This is a genomic window from Nonomuraea sp. NPDC049480 (assembly GCF_044465905.1).
Classification (GTDB): domain Bacteria; phylum Actinomycetota; class Actinomycetes; order Streptosporangiales; family Streptosporangiaceae; genus Nonomuraea.
Map to the genome: position 1 here is coordinate 1 of NZ_JBITMD010000056.1, position 20888 is coordinate 20888.

Below are 20888 nucleotides of genomic sequence, written 5' to 3' on the forward strand. Positions count from 1 at the left end.
GCCGGCCGAGCAGGACTACGGGGTTCGCGACTGCGCCGTCCGCGATCCCGCGGGCAACATGATCCGCATCCAGGAGCTGCGCTGAGCCGACCGGCTTCCACCGCGTCGCGGCCGCCCCCGTACTTCCCCTGGGACCGTACGCAGACGGCCCGCCACGGCTACGCCCGCCCGATTTGCCGGAAATGCTCAGGTAAACATGGAGCCGGTCAGCGCCTGCCGCACGGCGCTACCCGGCGCTTGCAGGTGAGAGAGCCGGACATGCGGACAGGTCAGGCGGGAACGGCGCGGGCGATGCAGATGCGGGCCCGCAGCCGGGGGCCGGCTTCGTAGAACATGTACTCGACCCCGCCCTGGGTGCCGAACGAGGGCGCGGCCACGCGGCCGTTGTCCGAGGCGATCGGGGAGTGGAAGACGCCGAGGTGGACCTCCTTGTCGAAAGCGTTTCCGACCTCGGTGATGCGCATGTTGCCGTCGTTGCCGTGGTACGCGACGTACGTGGTGCCGTTGCGCTTGACCAGGGTCGGGCTGGAGATGTCGGTCACGTCGTCGGGTTCGGGGCCGACCAGCGGTTCCTGGCTGAACTGCCAGCCGTCCCAGCCGTTGGGGGACCAGCCGTAGAAGATGCGGCGGCCGTTCTTCACGCCCATGAAGACCATGACGTACTTGTTGCCGCGGCCCGGAAGGGAATGCTCGAAGACCCGGGCGTAGGAGGTCTCGGAGGTGCCGGACACCAGGCGGGTGCTCAGGATGGGGGTCTCGTCGGTGAAGGCGATGCCGTCGGTGGAGCGGGCCACGCGGGTGGTGAAGTTCTCGCCGTGGAAATAGCAGAAGAACTGCCTGGTGGAGGCGTCCCAGGTGACGTGCGGCGAGGACACGTGGCTGACCGTGGTGGTGGGCAGGTGGTTGTCGATGATCGGGTTGCCGCTGTAGTCGTGGAACGGACCCTCCAAGGTGTCGCTGAAGGCCACGCAGATGCCGCCGGGGTTCTCATGAGGGGCGTAGTAGAGGTAGTAGCGCGAGCGCGGGTTGCTGAGCTTGTCGTACACCCCTCGGATGCAGGGGAAGATGAATTCCCCGGTGCGGTTGTAGTGCAGGGGGAGGGCCAGCGCGTCCCGCACGTACCGGAACACCGGCAGACCCGCCGGCTGGGCGGCGGCCCCGGCGGTGGCGGGCCGGGCTACGAGGCCGGCGGTGGTCGCGGTCCCCAGAGTCGCGGCCCCCAGAGTCGCGGCCCCCAGAGTCCCGGCGCTGCGTAACACGCCGCGCCGGGTGGGCGGACGTAAGTCCCGGCCTGATTGATGGATGGTCAACATGCCTCCGATCCTGGTCGCGAAAGGCGATGGGGCACCGTGAGGGCTTGCAAGCCTTCGCCCCACCGTCGTCCCTCGGCGTCACTGTACGTCGTCATGCCCGGAGGAGGCTAGATCGCTGCTAATGCGAATTACTTCAGCGATTACCTCTTGACGTCCCGTTGCGCCCGATCGCACAATAGCCGACTAATACGCATTATCGACACGACGGGTGATACGCACTGTGACTGTTTCAGGGCGGCGGTTGACGCAGCAGGACATCGCGCGCATGGCTGGAGTGAGCCAGACGACGGTGTCCCTGGTGCTCAACGGAAGGGCCGAGGGCGAGGTGCGGATCTCGCCCGAAACCCGCGATCGGGTGCTTCAGGTGATCAGGGAGACCGGGTACGTGGCCGACCCCGCGGCGCGCCGGCTCGTCGAACGGCGCAACCGCATTTACGGCGTGTTCACCTACGAGGCCGTCTTCCCCGCGGAAAGCGCCGACTTCTATCACCCGTTCCTGGTCGGGATCGAGGAGTGCGCCGAGGAGGCGGGCTGCGACCTTCTGCTGTTCACCAGCGCCAAGGTGGAGCAGGGGGAGCGGCGGCGGATCTTCAGCGCGGAGAGCCGGATCCGGCTGGCCGACGGATGCGTCCTGCTCGGCCGGACGATCGACCGGGAGGATCTGTCCAGGCTGCTGTCCGAGGGCATTCCGTTCGTCTCGGTCGGCCGCCGCGACGACGCGGGCGGGCCGGTGCCGTACGTCGGAGCGGACTACCCGCCGGCGGTGCGCGCGCTGGTCGAGCGGGCGGCGGCGCTCGGGCACCGGCGGATGGCCTACGTCGGAGCGGGGCAGGGCCCGGAGTCCTACGCCGACCGGCTGCGTGGTTTCACCGAAGGCGTGGCCGCGAACGGTGTCGAAGGGCTGCACCTGACCACCGCGGACGGGCTGTTCGACTGTGGCGCGACCGTGGTGTTCGCCGAGGAGCTGGCCGACGGCGTGGCCATCGCCGAGGCCGCCAAGGCCCGCGGGCTGGACGTGCCGCGCGACCTGTCCATCGTCGCGCTGGGCGGGCCCACCAGGCCGGTGTCGACCGACATCGACTTCGCCGGGTTCCGCATCCCCCGGCGGGAGATGGGCCGCAGGGCCGTCGAGCTGCTCACCCGGGTGCTGGAAGGCGGCGGCGTCCCGCAGGAACTGCTGGTGTGCGAGCTGGTCGAGGGATCGACGCTGGCACCCGTACATGAGGAGAGGTAACCCCCACGTGGTTGAGATATCGGCAGACGCGCTCGTCGTCGGCGGTGGGCTGGGCGGCGTGGCCGCCGCGCTGGCCCTGCTGCGGGCCGGGCGATCGGTGGTGCTCACCGAGGAGTACGAATGGCTGGGCGGCCAGCTCACCAGCCAGGCGGTGCCGCCGGACGAGCACACCTGGGTGGAGCGGTTCGGCGTCACGGCGAGTTACCGCGCGCTGCGCGACGGCATCCGGCGCTACTACCGCGACCACTACCCGCTGACCGAGCGGGCGCGGGCGTGGCCCGAACTGAACCCGGGCGCCGGGCACGTCAGCAAGTTATGCCACGAGCCCAGGGTCGCGGTCGCGGTCATCGAGGGCATGCTGGCCCCGTACCGGGGGTCGGGCAGGCTGCGCGTGCTGCAGCCGTACCGGCCGGTCGGGGCCGAGGTGGACGGCGATCGTGTCACGGCCGTGCGGCTCGCGCACCGCGACGGGGGCGACGAGATCACCGCGGTGGCGCCGTACGTGCTGGACGCCACCGAGACCGGCGAGCTGCTGCCGCTGACCGGGACCGAGTACGTGACCGGGTTCGAGTCGCAGGGCGACACCGGCGAGCCGAGCGCCCCGGCGGCGGCGCAGCCGATGAACATGCAGGCCGTGTCCGTGTGCTTCGCGATCGACCACGTCGACGGCGACCACACCGTCGACAAGCCCGCCTCGTACGACTTCTGGCGCGCCTACCAGCCGCCCTTCTGGGGCGACCGGCTGCTGTCGTGGCGCTGCCCGAGCCCGCGGACGCTGGAGATCGTGGAGCGTTCCTTCACCCCGAACCCGGGTGACGACCCCCGCCTGGTGGAGGCCGACCAGCGGGTCAACCCGGGCGACGGCAACCTGTGGACGTTCCGCAGGATCGCCGCCCGTGACAACTTCCTGCCCGGCGCGTACGACAGCGACATCGCGCTGGTCAACTGGCCGATGATCGACTACCTGGAGGGGCCGGTCATCGACGTGCCGGACTCCGACCGGCACCTGGCGGCGGCCCGTGAGCTGTCGATGTCGGTGCTGTACTGGCTGCAGACCGAGGCCCCTCGCCACGACGGCGGCACCGGCTACCCGGGCCTGCGGCTGCGCGGCGACGTCACCGGTGGCGCCGACGGGCTCGCCCAGGCCCCCTACATCCGCGAGTCCCGGCGCGTCCGGGCCCTGACCACCGTCACCGAGCAGGACCTGTCCGTGGCGGTACGCGGCGACAAGGGCGCCGTCTCCTATCACGACTCCGTGGGCGTGGGCATGTACCGCATCGACCTGCACCCGTCGACCGGCGGCGACAACTACATCGACGTCGCCTGTTCCCCGTTCGAGATCCCTCTCGGGGCACTGATCCCGCAGCGGATGAGCAACCTGCTGCCCGCCTGCAAGAACATCGGCACCACCCACATCACCAACGGCGCCTACCGCCTGCACCCGGTGGAGTGGAACGTCGGCGAGGCGGCCGGCGCGCTCGCCGCCTTCTGCCTGGACCGCGCCACCACGCCGCACGCCGTGCGCGCGGACGGCCGGCTCCTGGCCGACTACCAGCACCGGCTCGTCCGCGACGGCGTGGAGCTGCGCTGGCCCGACGTCACCGGCTACTGACGCCAGAAGGAGAACCCCCCATGAAAGCATCCGGGAAGCTGGCGGCGCTCACGCTGACCGCCCTCCTCACGGTCACCGCCTGCGGCGGTGGCGGCGACGCCGCGCCGGCCGCGCAGGGCCCGCAGCCGCTGCGCATGTCGATCTGGACCTCCAACGAGGCCCACCTGAAGCTGTTCAACGAGATCGCCGCCGAGTACCGCAAGTCCCACCCGCAGGTCGGCGAGATCACCTTCGACCCGATCCCGTTCGAGAACTACACCACCACGCTGACCACGCAGATCGCCGGCGGCAACGCCCCCGACCTGGCATGGATCCTCGAGAACTCCGCCCCCGACTTCGTCGGCTCCGGCGCCCTCGTCCCGCTCAAGAGCAAGGTCGAGAACGCGGGCGAGCTGGTCCCCGCCGCCACCCGGCTGTGGGAGCGCGACGGAGAGCTGTACGCCTACCCGTTCTCCACCTCGCCCTTCGGCGTCTTCGTCAACACCGACCTGGTCAAGGCCGCGGGCCAGAAAACGCCGCGCGAGCTGATCAAGGCCGGCCAGTGGGACTGGGAGCACGCCAACGAGATCAACAAGGCCGTGGCGGCGAAGGGCAAGAACGGCCTGACCATCCTCAACTTCGACTACAAGGCCTGGGACAACCTCGCCACCGTCTGGCAGGGCTGGGGCGCCAAGGCATGGAGCGACGACGGCGGCACGTGCCAGTTCAACGCGCCCGAAATGGTCGAAGCCATGACGTTCATGCACAAGGCGATCTTCACCGACAAGTCCATGCCGGGGCCGGGCACCGCCGTCGACTTCTTCTCCGGCGACACCGCGATGGCCGTTGCCCAGATCTCCCGCGCCGCCATGCTGGAGGACGCGACGTTCAAGTGGGACCTGGTGCCGCTGCCCTCCGGGCCGAAGGGCGAGTACGCGGTCATCGGCCAGGCCGGGATCGGCGTGCTGAAGAAGTCGCCGAGGGCCGAGCAGGCCACCGACTTCCTCGCCTACTTCACCAACGTGGCCAACTCGGCCAAGCTCGCCGCGTACTTCCCGCCCGCGCGCGGCTCTCTGCTGACAGCCGGCACCATGGCCAAGACCAGCCCCATGCTGAACGGCGATCAGCTCCAGGAAGTGGTGATCGACGGCATCGAGAAGGGCGTGGTCAAGCCCAGCCACAAGGGGCAGGCCGAGCTCGCTCAGACCGCCAGGGCCGCACTCGACCCGCTGTGGAAGCCGGATGCCGACGTCAAGGCGGTGCTGGACGGCGTGTGCGCGAAGATCCAGCCGCTGCTGGGCGGATGACGTGACGGTGACGGATCTCGGCAACCGGGTGGCCGAGCGCGCCGCCACCCGGCCCCGCCACTTCTGGACCATCCCCCGGCGCGACGCCCTCGTCGGTTACCTGCTGATCTCGCCGCAGCTCGCCGGAAGCGCGCTGTTCGTCCTGCTGCCGCTCGGCCTGGTCGTCTACTACAGCCTCCAGGAGTGGAACGTGCTGGCGGGCACGTTCGAGTTCGCCGGGGGCGACAACTACGCCAAGCTGCTCGCCGACCCGAACATGGGACAGGTGCTGACCAGTACCGCGCTCTTCTCGGTCGGCCTGGTCGTGCTCAACCTCACCCTCGCCCTCACCCTGGCCATCCTGCTCGACCAGCGGCTGCGCGGCACCACGTTCTTCCGCACGCTGTTCTTCTCGCCGGTGCTGGTGTCGCTGGTCGCCTGGACCATCGTCTGGCAGTTCCTGCTCCAGCAGGACGGCGGCCTCAACGGCCTGCTCGGCGTGGCGGGCGTGGACGGCCCCAACTGGCTGCGCGGCGAGACCACCGCCCTGCTGTCGGTCGTCGTCGTCCAGGTCGTCAAGAACGTGGGGCTCAACATGGTCCTGTTCCTGGCCGCGCTCCAAGGCGTGCCGCGCCAGCTGTACGAGGCCGCGCAGCTCGACGGCGCCGGCGCCTGGACCAGGTTCCTGCGCATCACGGTGCCCCAGATCAGCCCGACGATCCTGCTCACCTCGATCATCACCGTGGTCGGATCGCTGCAGGTGTTCGCCCAGATCGCCGTGCTCACCCAGGGCGGGCCCGGCATGTCCACCACCGTCCTCGTCTACTACCTGTACCAGCAGGCCTTCCAGTTCCGGCACCTCGGCTACGGCGCCACCCTGTCGGTCCTGCTCTTCCTGATCGTCGCGGCGCTGACGTTGCTGCAGTGGCGGCTGCGCCGGAAGTGGGTCTTCCATGAGTCGTAGGGTCAAGCTCGCGTTGTACGCGCTGCTGAGCGTGTTGTGCGTGCCGTTCGTCTTCCCGACCTGGTGGATGGTCACCTCGTCGGTGAAGCCGATCAGCGACATCTTCGCCTTCCCGCCCGCGCTGGTGCCCTCCAGGTTCGACTTCTCCACCTACGGCAGGGTCTTCGAGCTGCAGCCGTTCGGGCAGCAGTACCTCAACAGCCTCTACATCGCCGCGGTGGTGACCGTCGGCACGATGGCGGTGGCCGCGATGGCCGGCTACGCCTTCGCCCGCATCCGCTTCCCCGGCCAGAACGTGCTCTTCCTGGTCGTGCTCGTCGGCCTGCTGATCCCCAGCGAGGTGACGATCGTCCCGCTGTTCCAGATGTTCCACACGGCGGGGATGACCGACACGCACTGGCCGCTGATCCTGGTGCCGATCCTGGGCGCGCCCAGCGTGCTGGCGACGTTCATCATGCGGCAGTTCTTCATCACGCTGCCCGGCGAGCTGGAGGAGGCCGCCAGGGTCGACGGGCTCGGCCGCTTCGGCACCTTCTGCCGGGTGGCGTTGCCGCTGGCCAGGCCGGCGCTCGGCGCCGTCGCCATCTTCACGTTCCTGCACTCGTGGAACCTCTATCTCGAACCGATCGTGTTCCTGTCGACCCCGTCGAAGTTCACCCTGCCGCAGGCGCTCACCCAGTTCGTCGACGCCTACGGCTCGCCCCTGTGGAACGTGCAGCTGTCCGCCGCCACGATGACCGCCCTGCCCATCCTGGTCGTCTTCGTACTGGCCCAGCGGCAGTTCATCGAGGGGCTCGCGCACACCGGTCTGAAAGGCTGACCATGCACTCCCCGCAGCTCTCCCGCCGCACCTTGCTCCGCGCCACCGCCCTGCTCCCGGTGGCCGCCCCCGTGCTCTTCCCCGGCACCGCATCCGCGGAAGTACCCGACCTTGCGCCGCTGCCCACCCTGAATCGCGCCTTGTTCGCCCCCCACGAGCAGCGCTTCGCGCCGTACCTGGCCACCCTGTCGCCCATGGTCAACGACATGGACGACAGCGGCTTCTTCGCCGGCGGCTGGTGGCGTACGCCGTCGGCGTCGTTCAACGCCCGCGTGCAGGAGCACGTCTTCACGCTGGCCTGGTTCTACGCCAACGCTCGCCCGTGGAACCCGTACGCCGGGGACGCGAGCCTGCTGGCCGCGCTCGACGCGGCGCTCGGCCACTACCTGTCGCTCCAGCACTCCGACGGTTCCTTCCCCGAGTACAACCGCAACGAGCACGGCCTGGCCCCCACCGGCTTCGGCATCGGCTACCTGGCCAAGACCCTGCGGATCCTGCGCGCGGCCGGGGCGCTGCCCACCCGGCAGGCCCAGCTGGCAGTCGCGTTGCGTACGGCCATGACCTGGTTCCTGAACGCCGCCAACCGCACCGTCTGGCAGGAACCCCTCTACTTCTCCAACCAGACCGCCTCCGGCCTGGCCGGGGCCGCGCTCGCGCTCAAGCTCGACCCCGACCCCACGCTCTCCACGAGCCTGACCGAGGCGTTCGCCCGGATCGCCGCGACCGGCGTCAGCCCCGTCGGCTTCTTCTACGAGGAGCGCGGCCACGACATGAACTACAACTTCGAGGTCATGCTCCCCGAACTGGCCGACGCCTACCACCACAACCCGGACCCGAACCTGGTGGACATGGCCCGCGCCTTCACCGGCTTCCTGGCCTACAACCTGCTGCGCGAGCCCGACGGCGCCGGGTACATGGTCAACGTCGCCCCCTCCACCCGCACCAGCACCCGCTGGTACGACGAGGTCCGGCCCGACCCCGACAGGACCGCGCTCAACTGGACCTTCACCCGCCGGGTGCCACTGCTGTCGGCGTTCATGACCGCCCGCGAGGACCTGGCCGAGGCCCGCGCCGCCTGGGCCGCGTCCACCGAGCCGGTGACGCCGCTCGCCAAGCAGGACACCTCGCCGCGCATCCTCACCCACGGCCTCTACGACGAGCGGTTCCCCAGCAGACGGCAGCGGGCCGCCGCCATCGCGGACCTGCCCTACCTGCGCTCCGACAACTTCGTCGAACTGCGCAGGGACGGCGGCCAGGACTTCCTGTACGTCCGCAAGCCCGGCCTCTACCTGGGCGGTTACTTCGGCAGCCGCGTCTCCCGCAGCCGCACCGGCCTGACCTTCCTGTGGCATCCCGAAGCCGGCACGATCATCTGCGGGCTCAACGACAACAACCACGCCTGCTGGTCCACCGTCTTCCCGGGCCAGGCGCCCGACTCCAACGGCCCCCTGCCGGCCGCCTACTTCCACGGCGCCCCAGGTGGCAGGGAATGGACCGGCGGCCGGGCCCCCGCCGCCCTCGGCATCCGCTACGGCAACACGAACGTCACCACGGACGTCCTGGTCACCCGCCGGACGGTCCGGCGCACGGTCACGGCGAACGCCGCCGCCACCGAGCAGATCCCTCTCGTCCTCCACCCCACGGACGTCCTCACCTTCACCGACGGCACACAGGCCGCGTTCGGCGGCTCGACCACCGCCACGGCCGACGGCCTCGACCTCCGCCGGGGCCGCGCCACGATCCGCTTCCGCTGGGGCACCCCGCTGCAGGCGACCCTGGCGGCCGGCACCGTGCGCTACTTCCGCGACGGCTCCCGCCGCTTCCACGCCCTCCGCATCCCTCACCAAAGCACCTTCGACCTCACGGTCATCATGGGATGACGCGACCGATGGGCGGGGATCAGGACCGCCGCGTCACCTCAGCCCGTACGCACGCACAATCGTCTGCTCGACCGCGTTCCCCTTCCTGTCCTGGGCCCCGTCGTCGGAGGACACCCCGAGGATGACCGGCCGGATTCGAGGCCGCTGCCCTCGCACCCGGCACGTGCGAGGGCGGCGTGGGCCCGCGGGCGGGTGCGGAGGTGTCAGGTTCGCGCCAGGTCGGTGTGGGGCGTCCCGGCCGGTGTGTCGAGCGCTTCACGGCTCTGGCCGGCCGCTCGGGACCTGGTGCGGAAGCGGCGGAACGCCGTGCCGGTGACGATGGCGGCGGCGGCGCCCAGCAGCGCCAGCACCACGGGGATCACGGTCGCCGCCCACGGCCAAGCGCTGCCGGCGAGCCTGAGGTCGATCACCGGGTGCTCTAGCGTCTTGGCCGCCCAGCGGGCGGTCTGCACGTTGTAGGTGCGGGCGATGTCGCGCAGCACCGGGTCGAACGCGAACTCGTCGCCGGCGTGCAGATATTCGGGTCGTGGCCCCCCTGTGGGGGCGTCGCCCGCCGCCTGGCGCCGTGCGGCCTCCGTACCGGGGACGAGCAGGCGGTCGACGTCGCCGGCGGCCGCCGCGACGGTCGCCCGCGGTACGAAGGTCAGGCCGTGCCGGGAGCGTACCGGGCCGTCGCCGACCGCGATCGTGCGCCCGATCATGGACTCGGTGTAGGTGTTGAACGCCGAGGCCAGCTCCAATTCCCCGGTGCCGTCGATGAGCCGCACGCCGATCGTGGCAGGGCCGGGCTCGTAGGAGGAGGTGAGGGCGACGACGGCCACATCCTTCGCCTCGAAGGCGGAGGCGGCGAGCGGGGCGGCGGCGCCGGGCGAGTAATGGCGCCAGTGCACCCGCCGCGCGGCCTGGCGGGCGGCGTCGGCGTCGACGAGGCGCTCGAGGATGCGCAGGGCGCCGTCGATGCCGGACAACACGCCGGCGGTGGTGATCAGGTTGCCGTCGTCGACGTAGCGGCGGCCGGTCAGCCAGGTGACCTCGGTGAAGTCGGCGCGGAGCCCGTTCAGCCGCCACCAGTGGGAGGTCGCTCGCCTGCCGTCGAGCAGGCCGCTGGCCGCCAGCGTACGGGCGCCGTTGCAGACGCTGACGGTCAGCGTGCCCCCGGCCGACTGCTCGCGCAGCCAGCCGGTGATCGAGGCCAGTTCGGTGGCGGGTGGCTTGTTCAGGGCCGGGATCACCACGGCGTCGAGGCGGTCGTTCCGCTCGGCCAGCAGCCGTCCGAGCTCATCGAAGGTGAGGTCGGGGACGAGGTCCAGGCCGCCGGTCGCAGGGATCAGCCGGGAACCTGAAGAGACGACGTAGGCGTTGACCTTGCCGGTGCCGGCGAGCACCTCATACGGCCCCAGCAGGTCGGCCGCGTTGGTGCCGTTGGCGCTGGTCACGAAGGCGACCGTGGGCTTGGCCGGGTCGTGGGCCCGCGGCGCGGGCCGGACCGCCACCGCATCGGCGCGCGCCCGGTACTGGTCGCCGAACTTGCCCATCGTGTTGACCGCGGAGACCGCGCCGGGGACCGCCAGCGCGACCAGCACGACGGAAACCCTCTTGCCCCACGTCGCCCGGACACGGAACCGGGACGGCCGGGTGTACTCCTCCCGCCGCCGCACCATGGCCGGCACCATGAGCACGAACATCAACCCGTGCCCGATCCACGACACCAGATCACCCGGCAACACACCGAACCAGAACGGGACAAGCAGAACGAGAAACGGCGCGACCATCGCCACGCTCATCTCACCGACGCTCGCCCAGGAGTGGCGGCGGATCCGCAGCCAGACCGCCACGCCGATGGACATCTCAGCCGCCATGAGCAGGACGCCGACGTCGAACCGGGTGACCTTGGGCAGGCCCAGGCCCCACACCAGATCGATCAGCAGCACTCCGAGACCCATCGCGATGACCAGCTCGATGTACCGCCAGACGAACCGGCCGGCCAAGCGCGCCCTGCGGGCACGCGGCTCGTGGACTGTCATTGCCGAGCTCCTAACGTTAAGAACGTGACGTCGCCGTCGTGGGAGGTGGCCGTGGGCGCCCGGGCAGGCCGATGCCAGTTCAGCCTGCTCGCCGGGGGCCAACAAGCGATCGCGGGCCGGTTGTCCGTATAGGCGGGCTGTGTGTCCGTTGTGGCCTGCCGTGCTCGCCGGCCCAAGGACCCGAACCGGTATCGGCGCGCAGGAGCGATTCCTCCGGGGCCTCTGTCGAAAGCGGCTCTTCTCGTTCGTCGGGTGATAGAGAGGATGACCACCGAGAAAGAGGAGGGCCTGATGCCCCAGTACGCGGTCCTGATCTACCAGCCGGCGCCGGCCGACCCGATGAAGATCTCGCCCGAGTACGAAGCGGCGCTCGAACGCTACCCGGCGCAGGTCGAGGAGCTGGGCGGGCGCGGTGTCGCGGGGTACGCGCTGCAGCCCAGCACCACGGCCACGTCCGTGCGCGGCGGCGACATCGTCACCGACGGCCCGTTCACCGAGGCCAAGGAGGTCGTCGCCGGGTTCTTCATCCTGGAGGCGCCCGACCTGGACGTCGCTCTCAAGATCGCCAAGCTCAACCCGGTCCACCTGGACGGCGGCGGCGTTGAGGTCCGGCCGCTGTTCGTCCCGCCGGCGGAGTGAGCGACGACATCAGGGCTGCGGTCGAACGCGCCGTGGCGGACGCGCACCGTCGCGAGTGGGCCTTCGTGCTCGCGGCGACGGCGCGCGCCGCCGGCGACCTCGATCTGGCCGAGGAGTGCGTCCAAGACGCCTACCTCACCGCGCTGGAGGTCTGGGCCCGCGACGGCGTGCCCCGCAAGCCCGGTGCCTGGCTCACCACCACCGCCAAACGCAAAGCGTTGGACGTTCTGCGCCGGGACCAGGTGTTCCGGGCGAAAATGCCGCTGCTCGCAGAACGAGAGGAGGTCGACATGGATGAGCCCGGCGACGAGGCGATCCCCGATGACCGCCTGCGCCTGATCTTCACCTGTTGCCACCCCGCGCTTGCCCGGGAGGCCCAGGTGGCGCTGACCCTGCGTCTGGTGTGCGGGGTCGGCACCGGCGACATCGCCAAGGCGTTCCTCGTCCCCGAACCGACCATGGCGGCACGGGTCACCCGGGCCAAGAAGAAGATCTCCGCAGCGGCGATCCCGTACCGGGTACCCGACGCCGGCGAGCTGCCCGAGCGGCTGGACGCGGTGCTGACGGTCATCCACCTGCTCTACACCACCGGGCACACCGCCTCCACGGGCGCCGATCTGGTCCGCGCCGATCTGGTGGAGCGCGCGCTGGGGCTCGCCCGCATGCTCATGGCCCTGATGCCCGATGAGGTGGAGGTCCGCGGGCTGCTTGCGCTGTTGCTGCTCACCGATGCCCGCCGGGCCACCCGCGCCGACTCCCACGGCCGGTTGTTGTTGCTGGAGGAGCAGGACCGGTCCGCCTGGGACCGGGCCGCCATCGACGAGGGACGCCGCCTGGTCGAGGGCGCGTTCCGTACCGGCCGGGCCGGCCGGTACGCGCTGCAGGCCGGCATCGCCTGCCTGCACGCCACCGCCGCCGCCTACGCCGCAACCGACTGGCGTCAGATCCTGTGGCTCTACAACGAACTGCTGAAGGTGTGGCCCTCCCCGGTCGTCGCGCTCAACCGGGCTGTGGCGACCTCGATGGTGCACGGTCCCCAGGCCGCCCTGGCGGAGATCGATGCCCTGGAGCGGGACGGCCGGCTCGCCGCCTACCACTACCTTCCGGCCATCCGCGCCGACCTGCTGCGCCGGCTCGGCCGCACCCGCGAGGCCGGTATCGCCTACCGCGCGGCGTTGGACCTCGCCGGCAACGAGGCCGAACGGGAGTTCCTCGCCGGCCGCCTCCGCGAGGTGGCCGATTCCGGATCCGGTCGCTCGTCGGAACGGTAGACGACCGGCCGGCAAGGAATTTCGCATGGACACGGCCACCGACGCCGGTTCTGATGTGCGAGCCGGGCGACGGGAGCGGAGGGGGCTTGCGGCTCCGGCCCTGCCCGCCTTTTCGCCGGCGATCGGCCGCCGACACCATGACCACCCCATCAGCCAGGAGACGGCCGGATCGATCCGAGCCTGAGCGCGATCATGAGCGAGCGGCGTCAGCTGATCAATCTCGCGTACCGGCTCCTCGGCTCCCTGGCCGAGGCTGCCTTCTTTCATCAGTGACTGTTGGTGATCGCATGGTATCGTTCTGGCATCGGCATGCCCCGTGCCCAGGCGACGCGGGGCACCCTCCTCGGTCCCATAGCCGTGCACGCTGGACCGATAGCGTCCGGAGGGACGTGCCACGCGGGCCGGGGGCTTTGCCCACCGGCATCAGGGCACGAAGACGATCGGTGCATGCCCGGCATTTCGCCGTGCACTGTTCCTGGGGATTCCTCAGGATCGCCAAGCCGATCAGAGACGCTGAAGATGTCGCACAAGAGACCTACGTGCGCTGGTACGCCATGGCCCGGCGGCAACGGGAGCCCATCGAGTCTCCCGGTGCCTGGCTGACGGTCGCCAGCCGCATCTGCCTCGACCTGCTCGGCTCGGCACGGGCCCGAGCGCGTCGTGTTCATCCTTCACGATGTCTTCCGCTACTCCTTCGCCGAAGTGGCCGAGATCGTCGGCCGTACCCCGGCGGCCTGCCGCCAGCCGGCCTCGATGCCCTCATCGGCCTCCTCGCCCCCGACGCCACGGGATCGCCGACGGCGGCGGCCTGGTCAGCGCCGTGCTCCACCCCGTTGAAGGCGGTGAGCGGATCGCGCGCCTCTTCGTCGACATCGCCGGCAAGGCACCCGACCTGACGATCCTGGAGCGTACGGTCAACGGCCGGCCCGGTCTGGTGGCTCAGTGCGGCTGCGGCCGACCTTGTGGCACTTTGAGGCGCACCCCACGGGGGAAATCGAACGTGAATGAGAGGTCGACGTGCGGGTTTTGATGGACCACTCCTTGAGGGTCTGGTCTTTGTTCCCGGCCCGATGCTTGCGGATCCTGATACGAACCGTGTTGTCGGCCTGCAAGCCCGGGCCGGAGCTGTACCGGTTGAGCCGGTTGAAAATATCCTGCGTGGAGGTGCTGTTGTAGTACGCCCGCAGGCTCGCGACGTAGTTGCCCGTGGAGGCGAAATGGCCGCACCGATCTTTTGAATGCGTTTCATGCCGAGACCCCGTCCTGTCTTCCCGTTCCCCGGAAGAAAGCGGTTCCCTTGACGGCTTGCCCCGAGGCCTGTGCCGCCAGGATCGTGGCGCCCAAATTGTTCGGCGACCCTGATCAGACAGGTAAACAATTGCGTTTCTGGAGAACGGAGAGAATCAGGGACGGCTACTTATCACTACGTGAAGCGAGGGACCTTCTTGTCCCGGCCGCGCAGGGCCTCCGCCGGGACCTGGCTGAGCTGGCCGGCGGGCACCCACGCGCGGTCTGGCTCTAGTGCTTGATGAGCTGAGCGGGCTCGTTACGCTGGGTCTTGTGCCAGGTGAACTTGACCTTGCCCATGCGCTTGCGTTCCTCTTTACTAAACGCATGGATACTAAATCCGGCATGATTTCTGTCGTGTATCCAGCCGCTCTTCCAGCCGGTGGTAGTTTGCACATAAAGCCATGAATGACCTGTGCACCCCCCCTGTACCTTCTTGGTAAAGGCGCCATTATGGCTGCTTTCAAACAGCCAAATGCAGCCGCTGCGGCGCTTCCAAGCGACTTTTCTGTGGGCGGCCTTCGCCGTGTTGTTGCCCACATGCGCATGCAATGTTTGGGCAGCGGGGGCGAGAGTGGTCGCCGTGGAGGATGCCGTGTGCGCCGGTGGGCCGGGTGCGATGATCAGCATAGATGCGTCACCGGTGATGCCGATGGAGGTGATGATCCGCTTGGTGACTGAAGCCATGGGGATGGTCCTTTCCGCCGTCGATTGCCCTCAACTCGGCGGCCAGGCGCAGCGCGATCGCGTCGATCCGAGCGGCGTTGGGGATGTTGTCAGGAACGCCGCAACAGCCGCGGCTCAGTACATCGTGCGGAACATGAAGATGGAGCACCGGCCGGTGGTGCTGCCGGACCTCCAGGGGCTGTCGATCGGCGCTCGCATGTCGGAGTGGGTGGCGCAGCATGTCGCCGACCAGGGCTACCGCTACCGGTCCGTTACGCGGAGAAGATGCCGGCGATCGCCGCGATCTTGATGGCCAGCGTGATCGGCATCCAGATCAGCCAGGGCAGCAGCCAGCGAGCCGCGGAGGGTGAGTAGCGCGAGAACACCACCACCGTGGTAGCGGCGAGCAGGAGGCCGGTCGCATCGGTGACGGCGATGGAGCGCAGGCCGTCGGCCAGCCAGAAGAGGTTGCTCTGCAGATAGCCGGCGATCAGCACGGTCAGGGGTACGGTGACATCGCTTCCGCGTGGTGCCCGGCGCCAGAGTTGCCATGCCGCGATCCCCATCCCGGCTTTGATCACGGGCCAGACCGCGATGAAGACCCACGTGGGCACGGGGACCTGGGCCATCCCGAGATCGGTGGCGACCTCGGGGTTGAGCGTGAAGGCGAGTGCGCCCGGAATCTGCCCGATGATCACGGGAACAAGGACGAAGAGGAGTCCGACCGGCCAGAAACGCGAGCGAGCTGCGCCTGTCTCGGAGGTGCGGGCGTTGGCCGAAGCGTTCATCGGGGTTCCTTCCGGCTGCTGGTGGCCGCGCCGCCGGCGAGCTTGGCGAGCAGAGCGTGCAGGGTTTGCCGTTCCTCAAGCGTCAGCGGGCCGAAGAACTCGCCCGAAATGCGTTCGCTGACCTGCTCGGCGTTCCGGATCTTCTGCACGCCCGCCGGCAGAAGGTGCACCTCCACAGCACGCCGGTCGCGCGGGTGGGGACGCCGCTCCGCCAGGCCCATGGCCTCCAGTTCGTTGACCAGCGTAACCATCACGGGCTTGAACACGCTCAGCCGCTCGCTGAGTCGTGACTGGACCAGCGGGCCGCTCTGGAGCTGCGTCAGCACGCCGAGGTGAAGCGCCTTGAGCCCTATCTCGGCCAGCACCTCCTCGTACTGCTCACCGGCTCTGGCGGCGACCCATGACAGCAGGAAACCGGTCGAGCGCGCCAGCTCCTCCGGGGGACCCTCGCCTGTGTCATCGCCGAGCAAATTATCGTTAAAACCCATAACGTTATTCAGATTAACGGTATCTGAAGCACGACGTCAACAGCCTCGTGAAGGCATCGGCGGACTCGAGGCCGGCGGCAAGCGGAGGTCTTGCGGTTCCGAGCGCCCCCGCAGGAACCGCCTTGACCCTGACACAGGGTCAACCGTCGCCGGGTCGAATCCTTCTGGGGCCACTCTGCACCAGCCGAGTCTCCCGCCTGACCTGCGATAACGGCGCCACACGCACGTTCGGCGTGTGAACTTGACGGCTGGCGGCTGGACGGTCAAGGGCATCTACGAGTACGCCGTCCGGTAAGCCGACGACACCAGCCAGACGGGCATCGCCTACGACCCGGACACGTTCAACCCGCACGACCGCGCCTTCGCCGACATGCGCTGTCGGGGCATGCGCACGGCGCAGGACGACCGCGACATCCCCAAGGCCGCGCACGACCTCGGGATGCAGACGCACGAGGTTCTGGCCATGTTGGCGGGCCGGGTGCAGGTGGAATCGACGAGACGGCGGCACGGCGCCTAGCGGGGGAGGGGCAGCTTGCCGTCGTGGATGCCATGCTTGAACTGGCCGACCATAGGGACACCACCTACATTGACGGCTCCGGCGGCTGGGACAGCGAAGGGCTGATGGCCGGGGAGATCATGTTCCCGGACGGTGTCGGCTGCCGGTTCGTGCCGCAGGCGAATCTGGAGGAGCTCACGCGGGCCGCCGACGTGGACGACGTCGAGCGGATGCTGGCGCTGTCCGTCGAGATGGAGGAGTCGGGCTCGGTCGAGGGTGGTGTCTGATGTCGATCCGGCAGGAGGCAGAACGCGACCTGGTCGCCACCTTCGACGAACTCGGGATCGAACTCGACCACCAGCAGTGGCGGCGCGTGCGTGAGCTGGTGGGTGTGGCCCCGTTCTCCACGGGCACGGTGATCGGCCTGATGCGGCTGTCGTACGACGCTGGCCGCGCCCGCGACTCGGTGGGGGTGGTGTCTGATGCGCCTCACCGAAGCCGAGCGGCTGTCGCTGATCTCGCCGTGCCCGCCGCCGAACTGCTGGGACGGCTTCGGCCTGTGCCCGAACCGTGGGGGCAGGTGGCCATGCGCCCAGACCGACTTCCGCGCCGTGGGCATCTTCCCTCTGAGGTTGAAAATTCATCCACTCGGGGCAGGGCGACGAATACCGGTTGTTCGGTAAGTCGATTCGATCCTGGGGGTACCTTCATGCGAAGATCTCTGGTCCGTCCTCGCTTCTCGGCCTTGGCGCTGGCGTTGGGCATGCTGCTGGCCGCCGCGCTGATGCTGGCGGGCGGCTTGAAAGTGTCGCAGGCCGTCCAGTCCGAGTTCGCGCAGGGCTCCAACGCCAAACCGACCGTCCTGGCGGAAGGCGTGCAGGGCATGAGGAAGCCTCTGGAGCCGTGACCGCCGTTCCCGCTCGGGCGTGACCAGGAAGGGTGATCTTCGTGTGCTGGCGCTTCCGTCAACCGGCCAGCACGCGCGGAATGCTCATCATGGTGGGCGCTCGCGGCCTAACCGACCTGGCATGATGGCCGCCTGCGTCGCTCGTGAGGTGAGGCGCTGAGAATCGCTCTCAGCGCCTCACTTGTCTCACGGCAAGATCGCGAAATTCTGGTGATCACGTGTCGCACTTCGTGCTCGTCTCCGGAAGACATAGGTATGGACCTGCGCACCGGAGATGAACTGCCCATGATCCCCCGCACCTGCACCTGCGGCCGGGCCTTCTGGCCGCAACCGGGTGACGGTGGCTACTGCGGCATCTGTGAACTACCAGAGATCGGCGGGACGGACGTGTACGACGCACCCGACAACGTCTCGTAGCACCTCGACCCGATCACTGCTTAAAACGAGGCGCCTTCCCGTACCGGCCACGCAGCGCCTAACCATGGGGTCTGATCCCTGCGCAGGGAGGGCATTCCTTGAGGACGACATCGACGCTAGCGGAGATATTCGTCAAGTATCTGCGGTCGATCGCGCCCGAAGATGCTCGATATGGAACCGCATAGCAATGACCTGCTCGGACACGGCTTAGTACGCGATCCGGTTCCGATGTTCCTCGGCCCCGTGTCGCCGTAGGGGCCGATTCAGCAGAGGCCCTTGTACCAGGCGTACTTGATATCGTATGTATACCCGAGAAGGGTGATCCCAGGCCGGACGCATTGGTCGTATCCGGGCCGATCGAAGGTCCGTTCGACGCGGATGAGAACGTTGACGTTGGAGTTGCAGTGGTTGTATCTGGCGACGGCGCCCTGGGGGTCCCAGCCGCAGGCGAATGCCCCGGCCTCGGCTGTGCTGCCAGCGGTCGCGGTGGTGCTGGCGTACGCTGGCACGGTGGTCAGTGCCAGGGCGGTCAACGTCCCGCCGATCGCCTTGAGGATCTGTGTACGCATATTTCTCTAGTGCCTCTTTCGTGTTGTGCCGGAATTTCGTCAAAGCTACCTACCGGATAGAGCCTCGCACTACCAAAATTCCTGCCAAGCACCGTAGGTTTGCTGCCAAAATCTTCCAGTCGGCGTCACAAGTCAGCGTAGGAGCGCAGCGAGATAAACAGGTTCTTCGTAGCCGACGTGACGGCCGTAACCGTGCACCCCCCACGGCATTTTCTAGGCCTCGTACCGTGCACAAACCGAGTGGATGGAAATGCCCGCTCGGCGACCGGTTCCGGGTTCAGGTGTGCTGTGGAGCTCGCGCCGCCATGCGCCCACGTTGGTGTCCGGGCCGCCTTCTCACGAACCGACCCTAGCGAGGACCTGATGCGCCGTATCGAACACATGCGCCTCCCCGAGATCGCCCGCGCCGTGCGGAACCCGAAGGAGCACGACCTGGCGGCCATCCGGAGGTCGATCGAGGCGTTCGGCTGCACCCTCGCCGGCGAGCTCGGCGAGCGCACCGGCCGCCTCGTCGCCGGGCACGGGCGACTCCACGTCCTGGACGAGATGGCGGGCGACGGCAAGTCGCCGCCCGAAGGCGTCAAGGTCGGCGACGACGGCACATGGCTGGTGCCCATCCTGCGCGGCTGGACCTCCAGGTCGGATGCGGACGCGGAGGCGTACCTGGTGGCGGCGAACCGGCTGACCGAGCGCGGCGGGTGGGATCACGGCATGCTCGCCGAGATGCTGACCGACATCGGCGACGCCGACGAAGCGCTGCTCGCCGCGGCCGGGTACACGGGCGACGACCTGGCGGACCTGGACGAGCTGATGCCGCGCGATCCCGAGCAGGCACCGCCGAACCCGGTCACGGGGGCGGGGCCGGCGGAGCGGGTGGAGCCGCCGACCGTGTGGGGTGTCGTCGTCACATGCTCCTCGGAGGCCGAGCAGGTCAAACTGCTGGAGCGGCTGTCGGCCGAGGGCCACTCGGTTCGAGCCCTCATGTAGGCCGATCGGTAACGCCCGCTATATCAAGGCGGCTGACTCCCCGCCCGCCGGCCCGGAGAGGAGACGATCGGGCCCCCGGCGCAAGGCAGCCGGGGATCTCTGCTCACGGTAGGTGGTCGGCTGCCTATCTGCCCACGACTGCGCGCATGGCCCCGGCGGCGGCGGCCGTCGGCCTGGCGTGCACTGGGGTGCCAACACGACAACCCGATCGGAGTTCGGCAGCGGCTACCTCTGCGATCCTGGCTTTTTGATTTGGATCTTCTGATGCTGGCCTTGGCTCTGGCTCTGGTGGTGCCTCCGGCTCCGGTTCTGGCTCTGGCGCTGGACGTGAGTCTGGCGCTGGCCAGGAGTCTTGGTCACGCGGTTCCTGATATTGCGGGCGGTAATGGGGAGGGACTGCCAGTCGGGCTGGAGGTCACCAACGGGGTCGGTGTTGTTGGTGAGGCGGGTCTGCCCGCTGCCGTCGGCGTTCATCGAATGGATCTCGAAGTTGCCGTCCCGATCACTGGCGAAGGCGATCTTGCCGTTTCTGCCGGGGACCACCGCCCCCGTCGCGCCGCCACCACGCCCATGATCGTCATGGAAGCCGTGACCATGACCATCACAGCGTCATCGTCCCGGACATCTTCCTCGACTCCCTTGGACGGGGGAACGGTAGCTCGTGGGATCCGGACCGGGAGATCTACTCGGGGCTCGGCATGCTACCGCCGCCCGGCGCCCAAGCCAACAGCATGCTGACAATCACGCAGTTCGCCATCAGGGTCAAGGAGCACGTGGACGCTGGGAAGGCGCTCAACGCCCAGATCCTGCGCGGCGCGGGCTACAGCGCCCGGAGTTTCGGCGAGTCGGATGGATCCGGGCAGCAGATCACCGCGACCGAGGTGCACGCTCGCGAACGCAAGAGCTTTTCGACGCGGGGCCGGAAGACCGGCTACTGGAACCCCACTCTCCAGTGGGGGCCGGACGTGCTGCTGTCCATCGACCGCGAGGTGTTCGGCCGCAAGGTCACGGCGGACAAGGTCGAGGTGCACTGGCCGGACGGCGTGCAAACGGACCCGGAAGCGCTCGGCCGGACCGTAGAGCTGTTCAACCGGGCGCAGGCCATGTCGCTGGAGACGAAGATCCGCACGGTGCACCCGGACTGGGACGACGACCAGGGCCGGAATATTTGCAGAAATTTGGCAGCGGGCCGGAAGTAAATCAACTCTTCCGACCCGCATGCGAAATGTGACCTTAATTGCCGCAGCGCTACGGCTGGAAG

At 68.8% G+C, this 20888-nt stretch carries 23 protein-coding genes and 1 pseudogene; 17 read left to right on the plus strand and 7 right to left on the minus strand.

Annotation, left to right across the window (positions count from 1 at the left end; all coding sequences use genetic code 11):
* Nucleotides 1-85 (plus strand): annotated as a pseudogene (locus ACIBX3_RS60040) (VOC family protein); the annotation flags it as partial.
* Between the two features lie 184 nt (nt 86-269).
* On the opposite strand, the gene ACIBX3_RS60045 reads toward ACIBX3_RS60040, so the two are convergent.
* The gene (locus ACIBX3_RS60045; RefSeq protein WP_397129816.1) at nt 270-1313 is read right to left on the minus strand and encodes a hypothetical protein; all 1044 of its coding nucleotides are present in this window, start codon (nt 1311-1313) and stop codon (nt 270-272) included.
* Nucleotides 1314-1533: 220 nt separating this feature from the next.
* Between ACIBX3_RS60045 and ACIBX3_RS60050 the strand changes: the two genes are divergently transcribed.
* From ACIBX3_RS60050 to ACIBX3_RS60075, 6 genes are read left to right on the plus strand one after another with little or no spacing between them, the layout of a single operon-like run.
* On the plus strand, nt 1534-2547 hold the full coding sequence (locus ACIBX3_RS60050; RefSeq protein ID WP_397129817.1) for a LacI family DNA-binding transcriptional regulator: 1014 nt from the start codon (nt 1534-1536) through the stop codon (nt 2545-2547).
* Between the two features lie 7 nt (nt 2548-2554).
* On the plus strand, nt 2555-4159 hold the full coding sequence (locus ACIBX3_RS60055) for an FAD-dependent oxidoreductase (protein ID WP_397129818.1): 1605 nt from the start codon (nt 2555-2557) through the stop codon (nt 4157-4159).
* A 20-nt stretch (nt 4160-4179) separates the two neighbouring features.
* Entirely contained in the window at nt 4180-5445 is a 1266-nt protein-coding gene (locus tag ACIBX3_RS60060) for an ABC transporter substrate-binding protein (protein WP_397129819.1), read from the plus strand.
* Nucleotide 5446: 1 nt separating this feature from the next.
* Nucleotides 5447-6388, plus strand: coding sequence for a carbohydrate ABC transporter permease (locus tag ACIBX3_RS60065; protein WP_397129820.1), 942 nt, complete (start codon nt 5447-5449; stop codon nt 6386-6388).
* Nucleotides 6378-7208, plus strand: a complete 831-nt coding sequence (locus ACIBX3_RS60070; RefSeq protein ID WP_397129821.1) for a carbohydrate ABC transporter permease — start codon at nt 6378-6380, stop codon at nt 7206-7208. Before ACIBX3_RS60065 ends, ACIBX3_RS60070 begins: the two co-directional genes overlap by 11 nt.
* 2 nt (nt 7209-7210) lie before the next feature.
* A complete protein-coding gene (locus tag ACIBX3_RS60075) occupies nt 7211-9088 on the plus strand; it encodes a hypothetical protein (protein ID WP_397129822.1) in 1878 nt (625 codons plus the stop codon).
* A 203-nt stretch (nt 9089-9291) separates the two neighbouring features.
* Here ACIBX3_RS60075 and ACIBX3_RS60080 read toward each other — a convergent pair whose 3' ends face one another.
* A complete protein-coding gene (locus ACIBX3_RS60080; RefSeq protein WP_397129823.1) occupies nt 9292-11112 on the minus strand; it encodes a DJ-1/PfpI family protein in 1821 nt (606 codons plus the stop codon).
* 264 nt (nt 11113-11376) lie between these two features.
* Here ACIBX3_RS60080 and ACIBX3_RS60085 point away from each other — a divergent pair, with 264 nt between their 5' ends.
* From ACIBX3_RS60085 to ACIBX3_RS60095, 3 genes are all read left to right on the plus strand, one after another.
* Nucleotides 11377-11751, plus strand: a complete 375-nt coding sequence (locus ACIBX3_RS60085; protein ID WP_397129824.1) for a YciI family protein — start codon at nt 11377-11379, stop codon at nt 11749-11751.
* Complete coding sequence (locus ACIBX3_RS60090) at nt 11748-13022, plus strand: RNA polymerase sigma factor (RefSeq protein WP_397129825.1); 1275 nt, start codon at nt 11748-11750, stop codon at nt 13020-13022. Before ACIBX3_RS60085 ends, ACIBX3_RS60090 begins: the two co-directional genes overlap by 4 nt.
* A gap of 554 nt (nt 13023-13576) precedes the next feature.
* On the plus strand, nt 13577-13918 hold the full coding sequence (locus tag ACIBX3_RS60095) for a hypothetical protein (RefSeq protein ID WP_397129847.1): 342 nt from the start codon (nt 13577-13579) through the stop codon (nt 13916-13918).
* A 622-nt stretch (nt 13919-14540) separates the two neighbouring features.
* Here ACIBX3_RS60095 and ACIBX3_RS60100 read toward each other — a convergent pair.
* Complete coding sequence (locus tag ACIBX3_RS60100) at nt 14541-14996, minus strand: hypothetical protein (RefSeq protein ID WP_397129826.1); 456 nt, start codon at nt 14994-14996, stop codon at nt 14541-14543.
* On the opposite strand from ACIBX3_RS60100, the gene ACIBX3_RS60105 reads away from it, so the two are divergent.
* On the plus strand, nt 14983-15285 hold the full coding sequence (locus ACIBX3_RS60105; protein ID WP_397129827.1) for a hypothetical protein: 303 nt from the start codon (nt 14983-14985) through the stop codon (nt 15283-15285). The genes ACIBX3_RS60100 and ACIBX3_RS60105 overlap by 14 nt on opposite strands.
* Here ACIBX3_RS60105 and ACIBX3_RS60110 read toward each other — a convergent pair.
* Together ACIBX3_RS60110 and ACIBX3_RS60115 are read right to left on the minus strand one after the other, a co-directional pair.
* Nucleotides 15248-15763, minus strand: a complete 516-nt coding sequence (locus ACIBX3_RS60110; RefSeq protein WP_397129828.1) for a tryptophan-rich sensory protein — start codon at nt 15761-15763, stop codon at nt 15248-15250. The genes ACIBX3_RS60105 and ACIBX3_RS60110 overlap by 38 nt on opposite strands.
* Nucleotides 15760-16251 (minus strand): MarR family winged helix-turn-helix transcriptional regulator, encoded by a 492-nt coding sequence (locus ACIBX3_RS60115; RefSeq protein WP_397129829.1) that lies wholly within the window; start codon nt 16249-16251, stop codon nt 15760-15762. The genes ACIBX3_RS60110 and ACIBX3_RS60115 overlap by 4 nt, the downstream gene beginning before the upstream one ends.
* Before the next feature lie 385 nt (nt 16252-16636).
* On the opposite strand from ACIBX3_RS60115, the gene ACIBX3_RS60120 reads away from it, so the two are divergent.
* From ACIBX3_RS60120 to ACIBX3_RS60135, 4 genes are all read left to right on the plus strand, one after another.
* Entirely contained in the window at nt 16637-16768 is a 132-nt protein-coding gene (locus tag ACIBX3_RS60120; RefSeq protein WP_397129830.1) for a hypothetical protein, read from the plus strand.
* Nucleotides 16769-16791: 23 nt separating this feature from the next.
* Nucleotides 16792-17034, plus strand: coding sequence for a hypothetical protein (locus ACIBX3_RS60125; protein WP_397129831.1), 243 nt, complete (start codon nt 16792-16794; stop codon nt 17032-17034).
* Nucleotides 17034-17654, plus strand: coding sequence for a hypothetical protein (locus ACIBX3_RS60130; protein WP_397129832.1), 621 nt, complete (start codon nt 17034-17036; stop codon nt 17652-17654). Before ACIBX3_RS60125 ends, ACIBX3_RS60130 begins: the two co-directional genes overlap by 1 nt.
* Before the next feature lie 255 nt (nt 17655-17909).
* Nucleotides 17910-18071: a hypothetical protein gene (locus ACIBX3_RS60135; protein WP_397129833.1), complete on the plus strand. Its 162-nt coding sequence runs from the start codon at nt 17910-17912 to the stop codon at nt 18069-18071.
* 263 nt (nt 18072-18334) lie between these two features.
* On the opposite strand, the gene ACIBX3_RS60140 is transcribed toward ACIBX3_RS60135, so the two are convergent.
* Nucleotides 18335-18640, minus strand: a complete 306-nt coding sequence (locus tag ACIBX3_RS60140) for a DUF6355 family natural product biosynthesis protein (protein ID WP_397129834.1) — start codon at nt 18638-18640, stop codon at nt 18335-18337.
* Nucleotides 18641-19003: 363 nt separating this feature from the next.
* Here ACIBX3_RS60140 and ACIBX3_RS60145 point away from each other — a divergent pair, with 363 nt between their 5' ends.
* Nucleotides 19004-19627, plus strand: coding sequence for a hypothetical protein (locus ACIBX3_RS60145; protein WP_397129835.1), 624 nt, complete (start codon nt 19004-19006; stop codon nt 19625-19627).
* 225 nt (nt 19628-19852) lie between these two features.
* Here the strand turns inward: ACIBX3_RS60145 and ACIBX3_RS60150 are convergent, their stop codons facing one another.
* Complete coding sequence (locus ACIBX3_RS60150; protein WP_397129836.1) at nt 19853-20170, minus strand: TolB family protein; 318 nt, start codon at nt 20168-20170, stop codon at nt 19853-19855.
* A 188-nt stretch (nt 20171-20358) separates the two neighbouring features.
* On the opposite strand from ACIBX3_RS60150, the gene ACIBX3_RS60155 reads away from it, so the two are divergent.
* Complete coding sequence (locus ACIBX3_RS60155; RefSeq protein ID WP_397129837.1) at nt 20359-20826, plus strand: hypothetical protein; 468 nt, start codon at nt 20359-20361, stop codon at nt 20824-20826.
* Nucleotides 20827-20888 lie beyond the last annotated feature (62 nt).